General features: G+C 64.3%; 10 protein-coding genes and 1 other RNA gene. 3 read left to right on the top strand and 8 right to left on the bottom strand.

Annotated features, from left to right (window positions below; genetic code table 11):
• Positions 1-18 precede the first annotated feature (18 nt).
• Complete coding sequence (locus PQI66_RS15260; protein WP_339999407.1) at positions 19-405, bottom strand: PaaI family thioesterase; 387 nt, start codon at positions 403-405, stop codon at positions 19-21.
• Positions 406-520: 115 nt separating this feature from the next.
• On the opposite strand from PQI66_RS15260, the gene paaZ reads away from it, so the two are divergent.
• The 3 genes from paaZ (at position 521) to PQI66_RS15245 (ending at position 4,557) form a co-directional block, all read left to right on the top strand.
• Positions 521-2,659: a phenylacetic acid degradation bifunctional protein PaaZ gene (paaZ, locus tag PQI66_RS15255; protein WP_339999380.1), complete on the top strand. Its 2,139-nt coding sequence runs from the start codon at positions 521-523 to the stop codon at positions 2,657-2,659.
• Positions 2,656-3,120: a hydroxyphenylacetyl-CoA thioesterase PaaI gene (gene paaI, locus PQI66_RS15250; protein WP_339999379.1), complete on the top strand. Its 465-nt coding sequence runs from the start codon at positions 2,656-2,658 to the stop codon at positions 3,118-3,120. The genes paaZ and paaI overlap by 4 nt, the downstream gene beginning before the upstream one ends.
• Positions 3,121-3,312: 192 nt before the next feature.
• Positions 3,313-4,557, top strand: coding sequence for an MFS transporter (locus PQI66_RS15245; protein ID WP_339999406.1), 1,245 nt, complete (start codon positions 3,313-3,315; stop codon positions 4,555-4,557).
• Between the two features lie 20 nt (positions 4,558-4,577).
• On the opposite strand, the gene PQI66_RS15240 is transcribed toward PQI66_RS15245, so the two are convergent.
• From PQI66_RS15240 to ftsX, 7 genes are all read right to left on the bottom strand, one after another.
• Positions 4,578-6,869: an AAA family ATPase gene (locus PQI66_RS15240; protein ID WP_339999378.1), complete on the bottom strand. Its 2,292-nt coding sequence runs from the start codon at positions 6,867-6,869 to the stop codon at positions 4,578-4,580.
• Between the two features lie 338 nt (positions 6,870-7,207).
• The gene (gene paaK / locus PQI66_RS15235) at positions 7,208-8,521 is read right to left on the bottom strand and encodes a phenylacetate--CoA ligase PaaK (protein ID WP_339999377.1); all 1,314 of its coding nucleotides are present in this window, start codon (positions 8,519-8,521) and stop codon (positions 7,208-7,210) included.
• Positions 8,522-8,627: 106 nt separating this feature from the next.
• The gene (locus tag PQI66_RS15230) at positions 8,628-9,215 is read right to left on the bottom strand and encodes a TetR/AcrR family transcriptional regulator (RefSeq protein ID WP_339999376.1); all 588 of its coding nucleotides are present in this window, start codon (positions 9,213-9,215) and stop codon (positions 8,628-8,630) included.
• A gap of 101 nt (positions 9,216-9,316) precedes the next feature.
• Positions 9,317-10,207, bottom strand: coding sequence for a cutinase family protein (locus PQI66_RS15225; protein WP_339999375.1), 891 nt, complete (start codon positions 10,205-10,207; stop codon positions 9,317-9,319).
• 133 nt (positions 10,208-10,340) lie between these two features.
• Positions 10,341-10,718, bottom strand: a transfer-messenger RNA (tmRNA) gene (gene ssrA / locus PQI66_RS15220).
• Positions 10,719-10,833: 115 nt separating this feature from the next.
• Positions 10,834-11,394: an SsrA-binding protein SmpB gene (smpB, locus tag PQI66_RS15215; RefSeq protein ID WP_339999374.1), complete on the bottom strand. Its 561-nt coding sequence runs from the start codon at positions 11,392-11,394 to the stop codon at positions 10,834-10,836.
• 21 nt (positions 11,395-11,415) lie between these two features.
• The gene (gene ftsX / locus PQI66_RS15210) at positions 11,416-12,318 is read right to left on the bottom strand and encodes a permease-like cell division protein FtsX (protein ID WP_339999373.1); all 903 of its coding nucleotides are present in this window, start codon (positions 12,316-12,318) and stop codon (positions 11,416-11,418) included.
• Positions 12,319-12,345 lie beyond the last annotated feature (27 nt).

Below are 12,345 nucleotides of genomic sequence, written 5' to 3'. Positions count from 1 at the left end.
CCCCCTCGGCACGTGAAGTCACTCGCGGGCCACAACAAGGTTGCTGATCCGCGCCGTACAGAGGCGACGTCCGTCACCATCGGCGATGGTCACCTCATGGGAGCAGATCCGCCGCCCGAGCCGTATCGCAACGGCGGTCGCCGTCACGGCCCCCGTTCTCGCGGATGCATGGTGCGTTGCATTGATATCCACGCCGACCACGGCTTTTTCTTGTCGCGACGCGTACTTCAAAGCCGCCCATGATCCGACCGCCTCGGCGAGCGCCACCATTGCCCCACCGTGCAGCAGTCCGAGTGACTGCCGGTTGCCCGCCACAGGCATCGTCGCAACCACCTTTTCCGGGCTCTCCTCGAGGATTTTCACCCCCATCTTCTCGTCGAGCTCCCCCAGCCTGATCTGCCACATTTCGTCGTCCACCCGACATCCTCTTCCATTGTGTGTTGTGTCACTTCTTTCCTTTACGATACTATAGCCGAACCGACCGATCGTTCGGTAACCAAGCATCACAGAAAGGACCCCCGTGACTGCTTCCGCACCTGCACAGGCCGACGTCACCACTCTCCCCAGTTACATCGCCGACCAGTGGGTCACCCCTGACCCGTCTGCTCCCGGCACACGCCTCACAACCATCAGCGACGCCTCCACCGGCTCAGTCACCGCGCAGGCCGTCTCCGACAGTCCAGGCGGCCCTGTGGATTCCGCAGCAGCCGTCGCTCACGCACGAACCGTCGGACAACAGCGTCTCCGCGACCTCACCACACATGAGCGGGCACTGATCCTCAAGAATCTCGCCCTGTACCTCAACGAGCGTCGGGACGTCCTCTACCAACTGTCCTTCGCTACCGGAACGACCAGTCGCGACAACCTCATCGACATCGACGGCGGCATCGGGACACTCTTCGCGTTCTCGTCGAAGGGACGCCGCGAACTCCCCAACACCAACATCATCCCCGACGGCCCCGTCGAGACGCTGAGCAAGGACGGCAGCTTCGTCGCCCGTCACATCTACACCGCTGTCCCAGGTGTGGCAGCGCAGATCAACGCCTTCAACTTCCCGGTCTGGGGCATGCTCGAGAAGTTCGCCCCGGCCTTCGTCGCGGGGGTGCCCTCCATCGTCAAACCAGCCACCCAGACGGCGCCCGTCACCGTCGAGTGTGTCCGGATGATGGTTGAGTCCGGCCTGCTCCCGGCGGGTTCGCTGCAGATCATCGCGGGCGGGGGCCGGGATCTCATCGACCACCTCGATGAGCGGGACCACCTCGCTTTCACCGGCTCTGCCGACACCGCCCGCCTCCTCCGTAGCTCCGACGCGGTCCAGATCCACGGCCTGCGTTTCTCTGCGGAGGCCGACTCCCTCAACGCGGCGATACTCGCACCGGATGCCTCGCCCGACACACCGGAGTTCGACGCCTACATCAGGGTCCTGTTCGGCGAGATGACTGCGAAGGCAGGGCAGAAGTGCACCGCCGTCCGCCGTGCAATCGTGCCGTCCGCTCTCCTCGATGACGTCGTCGACGCCCTCGCCACACGTCTCACTGACAAGGTCGTCCTCGGCGACCCCCGCGAAGAGGGGACCACGATGGGCCCTCTGGTCTCCAGGACTCAGCAGTCCGACGTCGCCGCAGCCGTCCAGACCCTCGTCGACGCCGGCGCGACCGTCCGACTCGGCGGTGGGGCACCCGAGGGAGGGGAGGGCGGTGCCTTCTTCTCCCCCACCATCCTCTCCGTCGACGATGCACGGATCTCTGCCGTCCACGACACCGAGGCTTTCGGCCCCGTCGTCACCATCATCGGTTACGCCGACGGCGACATCAACGAAGCGATCGACCTGGCGAACCTCGGCCGTGGATCCCTGGTAGCGTCCCTGGTCACGAACGACATGGGCACCGCCGCGGTCGTCGCGCGCGGTATCGCCCCCATGCACGGTCGTCTCCACCTGGTCAACCGGCAGGACGCGAAAACCTCGACCGGTCACGGATCACCGCTGCCCGTCCTCGTCCACGGCGGCCCCGGCCGTGCCGGCGGAGGAGAGGAACTCGGCGGCACCCGCGGCATCAAGCACTTCATGCAGCGCACCGCTGTGCAAGGTTCCCCGGACCATCTCACCGCGGTCACCGGCGAATGGGTGCGGGGGGCGGCCGTGCGCACTGTCACCCGCGAGGACATCGACGCGGGGAGGAGTACCCACCCTTTCCGGAAATCACTGGCCGATCTTCAGATCGGAGACCAGCTCGTCTCCGAACCCCGTACCGTGACGCTGGAAGATATTCAGTACTTCGCCGACACCACCGGTGACACCTTCTACGCCCACACCGACGAGGCTGCGGCTACTGCGAACCCGTTCTTCCCCCGTCGAGTCGCCCACGGGTACCTCCTCGTCAGCTGGGCCGCCGGCCTGTTCGTCGAGCCCTCCCCCGGGCCTGTCCTCGCGAACTACGGACTCGAGAACCTCCGGTTCGTCACCCCGGTCACCTACGATGACTCAATTCGCGTCACTCTGACGGCGAAGCGAATCACCCCGCGCGTCACCGATGACTACGGGGAAGTCTGCTGGGATGCCCTGATCACCAACCAGGACGGCGACATCGTCGCCACCTACGACGTGCTGACTCTCGTGGAGAAGGAAGACACCACCTACGCGAACTGGGGAGACCAATGAGCCCCGCGACGACGACCCTGCAGACCACCCCCGACACCATCCTCGCCCCAGGCGTCGCCGACGAGCCGGCATTCGACTGGGTCCGGGGTATGTTCCGGGACGACCGCGCCTCCCATTTCCTCGGTATCACGATCACGTCGCTCTCCGAGGGAGTCTGTGAAGGCGAATTCACGTTGCGCCCGGAAATGTGCAACGGCCACGGCAACGCCCAGGGAGGGTTCCTCTACGCCTTCGCCGACTCCCTGTTCGCCGGAGCCTGCAACTCCGGTGGCCGGGCGGCCGTCGCCGCGTTCAACACCATGCACTACATCGCCCCCGGCAAAGAGGGACAACGTATCCGCGGCCACGCCGTCCAGTCAGATACCTGGGGCCGTAACGGCATCACCGATGTCGAACTCACCTGCGACGGTCACGTCATCGCACAGTTCCGCGGCACCTCACGCGTCGTCACCCTGAAGTAGCACCTGTTCTCCCCGTCATAGCTGTACACGTCTGCTCTCCACCGAATCCCCTTGGAGTCCCCCGTGGCAACACTCACCCCGGGCGCCATGCCTGCGCCCGACCCCGTCAATCCTGCCGTGCCCACCAGCGGTCCGAACGAGGTCCGCTCCCCCGAACGTCGCAGAGAAGAACGTCGTGTCCTCGCCGGCACAATGGTCGGAACCACGATCGAGTGGTACGACTTCTTCATCTACGCACAGGCCGCGGCCTTCGTCTTCGCACCGCTGTTCTTCGAACCCGTGGGTTCCCAGAGCACCCTCGCCCAGATCTTCTCCTGGGCGTCGCTGGGTATCAGTTTCCTCTTCCGCCCCCTCGGCGCCGTGATCGCAGGTCACCTCGGAGACCGCTACGGGCGAAAGCTCCTCCTCGTCCTCACCCTCGTCGGGATGGGGCTGGCCACCGCGCTGATCGGACTCCTGCCCACCTACGCCTCGATCGGAGTCGGTGCCCCCATCCTGCTCGTCCTGCTCCGAATCCTGCAGGGGCTGTCCGCGGGTGGTGAGTGGGGAGGTGCTGCCCTGATGGCCGTCGAACACGCACCACGGGAGAAGCGGGGCTGGTTCGGCGCCTACCCACAAATCGGTGTCCCGCTCGGTCTCATCCTCGCAACCACCTTCATGATGGTGCTGACCACCTCAATGTCCGACGACGCCTTCCTCTCCTGGGGGTGGAGGATCCCGTTCCTCTCTTCCATCATCCTGATCCTGACCGGTTACGTGATCCGACGCTCCGTGGACGAATCCCCGGTTTTCGTGGAGATGCAGACCCGCAAGAAAGAGGCCTCTGCACCGCTGAGCTCACTCTTCCGGCACCACTGGCGAGGGGTTGTCCTGGCGGCACTGATCTTCGCCGGCACCAACGCCGTGGGCTACATGATCATCGCGTTCTTCTCCTCCTACGGGACGGCGGAATTGGGGATGACGAAAACCTCCACACTGGTCGTGGCCCTGTGCGGCGGTGCCGTCTGGCTGGTCTTCACATTCCTCGGCGGGTGGATGTCCGACCGTATCGGACGACGCGTCACCTTCATGGTGGGCTATGCCCTGCTGATCGCCTGGTTGGTTCCGATGTGGTCCCTGATCGACACCGGAGACACCGGGATGTTCATCCTCGCGGTGGTGATCCTGGGTATGGCACTGGGGCCGTGCTACGCACCCCAGCCGGCACTCTACGCCGAGATGTTCCCCGCCCGCGTGCGCTACTCCGGCACGTCGATCGGCTACGCGATCGGTTCCGTCATCGGCGGGGCTTTCGCACCGTTGATCGCACAGCTACTGCTCGACTCGACAGGACAGTCCTGGATGATCGGCCTGTACCTGGCGATTGTGTGTGTCATCTCGTTCCTGGCCGCCTGGGCAGTTCCGAAGTCCGTGGAAAAGGGTGATCTGCGGGTGTAGGTGGCGACCCCTCGGGGGAGTCATTCCCTCCCTGCCCAGGTCAAGAACTCCTCGACGACGACAACGGGTTTACCCCACCGGGCAGCGTCCCTGGCTTTCTTCGACTGTGTCCCCGCTTCAGCGACGACGAGCACATCGGTCTTGCTCTTGGTGAGGGTCTGGACTGCAACGAGACCCCGGGCGTCGGCCATCTCGTGAAGGTCGGACTTGGACAGCTCACCGTGGACAGGGGAGTTCACAGACCCGGAGAAACAGATCCTCGCTCCCGGCACAAGTACGGTATCCACGTCAACTGCCCCGCTCAACTCCACATCATTCGGCAGGACGCTCACCCCGTAGTGCCGCTCTACCGCGCGTATCCGGTTGACAACGGACTCGTCCGGGTGATGCACCCGTGTCCACGCCTCGCGCAGCAAACCTGCGAGAACCTCCGCGGCATCATCTTCAGCGGCGAGGTTTCCTCCCACAACAAAGGCGTCCGGCTCCGAGATTCCTTCAGGACCGGTTGTCCGTGAGAGCAGGTAGCCTTGCCCATAGGCGATCTCCCGGAATGCGGTGCCAGTGCCCGGAAACTCGGTACCGCCCCTGCACAGGCGCTGCACAGCGTCGCGGACTGCACGGGCTCGCTCAAGCGCCGTCGACGACGTAAGCCGACCCCTTTCACCGGTGTCGAGAAGAGACAGCGGCACGTCGATGCCCAACGGGACAGGCTCCACGACACCGTTCCGCTTGAGCTCGACATCGATATACGAGAGCTGCCTGTCCACGTCCACCCCCACCGGGACCCGGCCGGCGAGCAGCGAACTGATCGCCGGCCATGCCTCCTTCAACAGTGGAGCAAGCTGGACGTCTCTGGTCGTGATGCCGTATTCGGTGCTGGCCGAGTAGAGATCGCTGGTGGGATTGACGACAGTGCTCACTTCGTCGCCGTCGTCAGTCACCACCGCGATCTCGACGGGGCGTGGACGCCAGTTACGGCCGTCCGTCCCCACCGTGAGCACAGACAGGTACGCCTCCCCCGGGCTCCCGGTCTGCGTGGTACCCGTGGCAAGATAGCGGCGCACCCGCATATCGGTCTTCAGGTCCCTGGGGAGGACGTCCCGCTTCAGGACAAGCCCTTCGAGGCTCGTACAGCGTGACAGAGCCACATACAGCTGGCCGTTGGCGAAAGTGCCACCGGTCAGATCCACGATCACCCTATCCAGGGTCTGCCCCTGCGACTTGTGAATCGTGATCGCCCAGGCCAGCTTCATCGGGAGCTGGGTGAAAGACCCGACGGTCTCGTGGACAAGCGCCCCTCCGTGTACGCCCGGACGCGTGATCTCCCAGGTGTGCTCCCGCACCTGCACGCTGTGACCGTCCCGCAGCAGTACGGTGACCAACGGGCCTTCTCGGTCAGTTTCGATGGCCGTTATCCTGCCCAGCGTTCCGTTGACCCAGCGGCCTGCGGGATCGTTGTTCAACATCATGACCTGGGCACCGACGGCGATCTCCAGCGGATCGTCGGCAGGACACTCGAATCCGTCGGTGTCTCCAGTGACCGTCGCATCGAACACCTGCGATGGTTCAGGGAGTCGCTCGAGCATCTGCCGGTTGCGGGCTCTGACGATGCGGTTGGTCGTGGCGAGGGTCAACCAGAACTCGTCGAGCGCAGGCTCAAACTCCGGTCTCGTGCACCTGTTCAGCTCAGCGCGGGTCTCCTCGAGCAGCGAACCTTCGCGCACGGCGTTCAGCAGGTACACCAGGCGGTCGTCACCCTGTTGCCGGAACACGGTCCCCAGCTCCACCACGGGAAACGTGCCGGGATCGAAAGAGTGGGCAGAGAAGAAGAACGGAGTACCGAAGTTCTCCTCGATCCACGCCACCTCTACATCGTTGACAACAGGCGGCAGCTGGTAGAGATCTCCCACAAGCACCAGTTGGACCCCGCCCAACGGGGTTCCAGGCCGGGGGCCGAAACGCTCGAGTGCGGCGGTGAGAGCATCGAAAAGGTCCGCCCGCACCATCGAGACTTCGTCGACGATGAGGGTGTCAATACTGGCGAGTACCTTACTGAATCGTCCCGGCCGGTACCCCGGGCTGCGGACGAACTGTGCGGATACCCCTTTCGGGAATGAGAACAGCCGGTGGATGGTGTAGCCGTCAACATTCAATGCGGCGATGCCCGTGGGCGCCACGGTGATCGTGCGTCTGCCGGTGGTCTCCAGATAGTGCCGGACCAGCGTAGACTTACCCGTTCCTGCTTTGCCGGTAAGAAACACGTGATGACCCGCATGAAGATGATCCAGCGCGGCCCGGAACTCCGGCGTCATCGTCAAACCTGAAGCTGCTCGCTCCACATCGGCAGGAGCTGAACCAGGAACAGACTCCAGTGTCTCGGTGCCAGTCACGGCGGCGCCCACAGACGATGACGGAGAGGACTCCACGGACGGCGGCGTGGGCTTCTTCCCGGAGCTATGACGAAGGCGATCAAACAGTCCCATGTGAACCCTTTCCAGATAATGAAAGATATTATTTTCATTATCTCAGAAAGTCCTGAATGAACATAGGCACATTCCGGACCGCTCCGGATGGCATCCGGGGACACCGGGCGTGGACAGCAACAGCGGAAGCTGCCCCGTGATACCGATCAGACTACGGCTGTCCTCCCCTACGCCTTCGGCCGGTTGTCGACCAGTCGCTTAGCCTTGCCCTCACCGGTGTCAAGCTCCGGGAGGACCTCGACCGCCGTCGAGATCCCGATGCGGTTCTTGATCTCGCGGGTCAGCCAGGCTGCGGCATCATCCCGGTTGTTCTCGCCTATCCCCGCGACGGCCTCGACCTTGATGGTCAACGTGTCCATGCGTCCACTGCGTTCCAGAACGCACTGGTACCGCGGCCGCAGGTCCGCGTGTTCGGTGATGATCTCCTCGAACTGGGAGGGGAAGCAGTTGACCCCCCGCAGGATAATCATGTCGTCGTTGCGGGCGAGGATCTTGTCGATCCGGCGCATCGACCGGGCTGTCCCCGGCAACAACCTGGTGAGGTCGTGGGTACGATAACGGATCACGGGGAACGCTTCCTTGGTCAGCGAGGTGATCACGAGCTCACCGACCTGACCGTCCGGCAACTGTTCCCCTGTCTCCGGGTCAACGATCTCCGGGTAGAAGTGGTCCTCCCAGATCGTCAACCCGTCCCGGGTCTCGACGCACTCCTGGGCGACACCAGGCCCCATCACCTCAGACAGGCCATAAATGTCAGTGGCAGTGATACCCATGACATTCTCCAGTTCATCGCGCATGCCCGCTGTCCAGGGTTCCGCCCCGAAGATTCCGGCACGGATCGAGGTCTCCGAGGGATCAATACCCTCCTTCATCATCCGATCAACGATGTTGAGCATGTACGACGGCGTGCACATGATGCCATCGGGTTCAAAATCCTGGATGATCTGGACCTGGCGTTCCGTCATTCCCCCGGAGGTGGGGATGGCCGTGGCACCGAGCTTCTCGACTCCGTAGTGCACACCGAGGCCACCGGTGAACAGACCGTAGCCGAAGGCAACCTGGATCTTGTCACCGGGACGCATCCCGCCGGCGCGGAGGGACCGTGCGACGAGTTCTGACCATGTCTCGATGTCCTTGTGGGTGTACCCGACGACGGTGGGACGTCCCGTCGTCCCCGATGAGGCGTGGACACGCGCGATCTGTTCCTGGGGTACCGCGAACATGCCGAAGGGATAGTTCTGTCGGAGATCCTCCTTTTCGGTCATCGGGAACTTCGCCAGATCCGCCATCTCCCGGAAGTCATCCGGGTGAACACCGAGGTCAGTGAAGGCCTTCCGGTAGTGAGGAACGTTGTAGTACACGTGCCGCAGCGTGGCTTTCGCCCTGTTTATCTGTAATGCCGTGATCTCGTCACGTGAGGCGTATTCGATGTCCAGTTCCGGACCGCCGCCGGCGACGCGGTTCGTGATCAGCGCAGTCATGCTCACCATCTCTTCTCGCAGTGGGGGACTCCCCTTTCCCTGCCGACCGTTCGGTCGGTAGGTGGGATGATCGATATCCTACACAAAACATGAGCTGAGTCACCAACTACGTGGCGATCCCCCGAAAAACCAGCTGCACAACATTGTCCTGCAGTGCCCCGACACCGGTATCCCCCTCCGAGGCAAACCACTCGACAACGGAATTCACCATGCCGAGCTGAAGCCTCGCCTGAAGTCGGGCATCGACATCGCTCCTGATCTCCCCCGCCTCCTGTGCGCGAACCATCAGATCCTCCACGAAACGTGTCAACTCACGTCGCCGCGCGAGTGCGGCAGTCTCCACCGGCGAATTGCCCCGCAGACGGAGCAGCAGCGCTACGTACGGTCGGTCATCAATGGCCAACCTGACCGACTCTCGCAGCAGATACGCAAGCTTCTCGCTCCACGTCCCCTCGAGCGCTTCGCACCGGTGCCTGGCAGACTCCAGGCCCGCGAGAGCCCGGTCCGAGGCCACCTCAAGGATCTCCTCCTTGGACGTCACATGATGGTAAATACCCGCCTTCGATATCCCCAGCTCCTTGGCGAGCATCCCCATACTGGTGGCCTCGTAACCACGACGGTTGAAGACCTCGACACAGGTACGTAGGACAGTTTCACGGTCGTAGGCGTTACGCCGTCGAGTCTCAACCACCACAGTCCCACTCCTCACCATTGTCTTTGTTCAGACTGTACCGACAATTCGTCGAGGCGCGGCCCACCCCACCCCGGACAGCACGAGACTGCCCTACCGGAGCGTCAGAAGTGCCGGGTCAGAAACCCGTAGGCGGGGTTGACCCCACCGTTGCCGCCGTAGCTCGAGACATGCGCGTACTGCCCCGGCGCCAGCCCGAAGGGCACCTCGGCGACCATGCTGCGGTTGTCCACGCCACGGACGTCCGAACTTCCGGTCAGGCCCTGCTCCAGGGCCGTCATCTGGGTGATCGCCTCGGCGCGCCCACGGGTGTTCTTCGTCCGGTCGTCCGAGTTGCAGATGTAGTCCGCGGCGGAGCAGACGTCCATCACCCGGTCGGTGACCTCACCGTAGCCGTCGGGCAGGGCACCGAAGACACCTTCGCCGCCGCGGGCGGAACCGCCCTCTGCGGAGCCGGCACCGCGGTTGGGGCTGGAGATCACCGCGGCGGAGCCGAACTTCTCCGCGGTGATCGGCCCGCGCCCGTGGCCGATGTCCGCCGCCACGCGTGACGCCACGTCCGCACCGAGGGAGTAGCCGGTCAGGCTGATGGTGGAGGACGGACACTGGGCTGCCGTGGCGGCGATGAGCTGACGGGTCTTGGCGATGCCGTCGGCCTGGATCTGCGTGTAGGCCGTGGAGACGAACGGGACGGCGTTGTAGGCGACCGTCCTGGTCGTCGATGTCCCGAAGGTCTCCAGCATCGCGCCGAGGTCCGAGGTGTACGCCCCGACCGGCAGATTGTCGGGCATCCCCGGCGCCGACTGGCCGCCGCCGGGAACGATGACCACGATGTCCGGCTCACACCTCGGGACAGCGGGAGTTGCCACGATACCGGTGGAGAAACCGACGGCGGAGGCCACCGGAGCCCCGACGACGGCGAGGGCGACGGTTGCCGCCGCCGCGCCGAGAACGGATCGGACACCGGAACGGCGGTGACGGCGGAAAAGGCGCACAGGTACTCCTGGGATGGGCTGACAGACTCCGGCATGAAACGACAACAGGATTATAAGCACATCCACTCCCCCGGAGCGCCCCACCCCAAAACAAAAGTCCCCCGTCCCCGCGAATGCAGGTCAGGGGGACTTTCCGTGGAGCCGCCGGGAATTGAACCCGGGTCCTTCGCGACCTCGCCAGGGCTTCTCCGTGCGCAGTCCGCGGTCATCTCTGCTCGGCTCTCCGGGTCATGCGGACGTGCCCGGATGATGAGCCCAGTCGTCCTGAAATGTCCGCCACCCGCCCGAACGACAGGACGGTGGCGTCAAGTCCCTTAGCTGATGCCAGTGACCGGGTCAGGGACCTACCCGGGCTGACAGACACGCGGTCGCTGATTAGGCAGCGAGGGCGTAGTCGCGCTGAGTGTTCTTCTCGGCGCCTATAGGTTGCTGCGACGCTCACGGTGGTCTCCAGCCTGCACCGGCACGCTTCCCCTGGCTCAATGCACGAAGTCGAAACCTGATCGACCCCTTTTACGACTTGTCGTCGGTAGTGCACCCCACCACCGGAAAGCTCGGCGATGGCAGGATGACTCACTCTAGTTCGGGCGAGTTACCCCAGTCAACCCCGCCGGTACCACGGTGACTCAGCCGGTGATCCCCTTGATCCGGCGGCCCACCTCGCGGGTGGCCTCGCGCTCCTCGGTCCGTCGTTTGATGTCCTGGCGCTTGTCGTAGTCCTGCTTACCGGTGGCCAGCGCCAGCTCGACCTTCAGACGCCCCGACACGAAGTAGAGCTGCAACGGGACCAGTGTGTTGTTGCCGTCGCGGACCTTGCCCATCAGCGAGTCGATCTCGCCGCGGTGCAGCAGGAGTTTCCGGACGCGCCGCGGCGCGTGGTTCGTCCACGTCCCCTGCGTGTACTCGGGGATGTGGAGGTTACGCAGCCACACCTCACCGTCGTCGACGGTGGCGAAGGCGTCCACCAGCGACGCCTTGCCCTCACGCAGTGCCTTGACCTCGGTTCCGACGAGAGCGACGCCGGCCTCGACGGTGTCGAGGATGCGGTAGTTGTGGCGGGCCTTGCGGTTGGTGGCGACGACGAGCGGGCCGCCGTTCTTCGTGCCGGCCTTGCCGGTCTTGCCCGACTTGGCGGCCTTCTCGCCCTTTTTCCGTCCGGAATCCACCGGTGTGCTCTTCTTCGCCATAGCCCGACGAAGTCTACCCGCTTACTTCTTCACGTACCAGCGCAGTGTGACCTGCGCAGTCACCCCGGCCACCAGGGCGCCGGCGACGATGACGAACGGCGCCACCAGCCAGATGTCGGTGGCGGTGATGCGTGCGATGAGGTTCGCGTCATACAGCGAGCCGAGCGCCTGGTCCAGCAGGAAACTCTTGCCCAGCAGCAGCGCCCCCACCGATAGCAGGGAGCCGATGAGCGACGCCAGCATCGCCTCGAGGATGAACGGCGCCTGGGTGTACCAGCGGGTCGCACCGACCATGCGCATGATGCTGGTCTCCTGCCGTCGGGAGTACGCCGCCAGCTGCACCATGTTCATGATCAGGAACACCGCGGCGACGGCCTGCACGGCGGCGAGCACGAAGCTGGCGTTGCGCACGGCGTCGAGGTTCTGCGTCGCCCCGCGCAGGTCGTCCTGCTGGTCGACGACGGTCGCGACGCCGGGCTTCTCGGCGATCTCGTCGATGGGCGTCGTGTCCAACGGGTCGGCGAGGCGGACGTGCAGCGCGGCGGGGAACGCGTCCTGCGAGGTCTGTTCGACGAGGACGGGGTCGGACTGCCCGAAGAGCTCGACGAAACGCTCGTAGCTCTGGTCCTTGTTGCGGTAGGTCACCGACTCGACGTCATCGTCGGCCTCGAGGGTGTCCCGGATGTCCTTGCAGACGTCGCTGGAGCAGTCGAGGTCGTTGGCGGAGATGTCGTCGTCGAGCTGGACCATCACCTCGATCCGGTCGAGGTAGAGCTCCTTGGTGTCGGCGGTCATGTTGGTGATCAGCACACCGGTGGCCAGCAGCGCCAACGAGATGGCGGTGGTGATGACCATCGCGACGGTCATGGTCACGTTGCGGGTCAGCCCGGCGAAGGCTTCCTTGAGGACGAAACGGATCTTCATGGTCGTGTTCCTTCTGTTCCCTGTCGT

This window comes from Corynebacterium sp. USCH3, assembly GCF_037619475.1.
In the GTDB taxonomy this organism is placed as follows: Bacteria; Actinomycetota; Actinomycetes; order Mycobacteriales; family Mycobacteriaceae; genus Corynebacterium.
This window is presented reverse-complemented; position numbering and strand designations above follow the sequence as displayed.

What these genes read in the sequence shown, in the direction of transcription:
- PQI66_RS15260 (WP_339999407.1), bottom strand. Translation starts at nt 405, where the DNA reads ATGTGGCAGATCAGGCTGGGGGAGCTCGACGAGAAGATGGGGGTGAAA.
- paaI (WP_339999379.1), top strand. Translation starts at nt 2,656, where the DNA reads ATGAGCCCCGCGACGACGACCCTGCAGACCACCCCCGACACCATCCTC.
- PQI66_RS15245 (WP_339999406.1), top strand. Translation starts at nt 3,313, where the DNA reads ATGGTCGGAACCACGATCGAGTGGTACGACTTCTTCATCTACGCACAG.
- PQI66_RS15240 (WP_339999378.1), bottom strand. Translation starts at nt 6,869, where the DNA reads ATGACGCCGGAGTTCCGGGCCGCGCTGGATCATCTTCATGCGGGTCAT.
- paaK (WP_339999377.1), bottom strand. Translation starts at nt 8,521, where the DNA reads ATGACTGCGCTGATCACGAACCGCGTCGCCGGCGGCGGTCCGGAACTG.
- smpB (WP_339999374.1), bottom strand. Translation starts at nt 11,394, where the DNA reads ATGGCGAAGAAGAGCACACCGGTGGATTCCGGACGGAAAAAGGGCGAG.
- ftsX (WP_339999373.1), bottom strand. Translation starts at nt 12,318, where the DNA reads ATGAAGATCCGTTTCGTCCTCAAGGAAGCCTTCGCCGGGCTGACCCGC.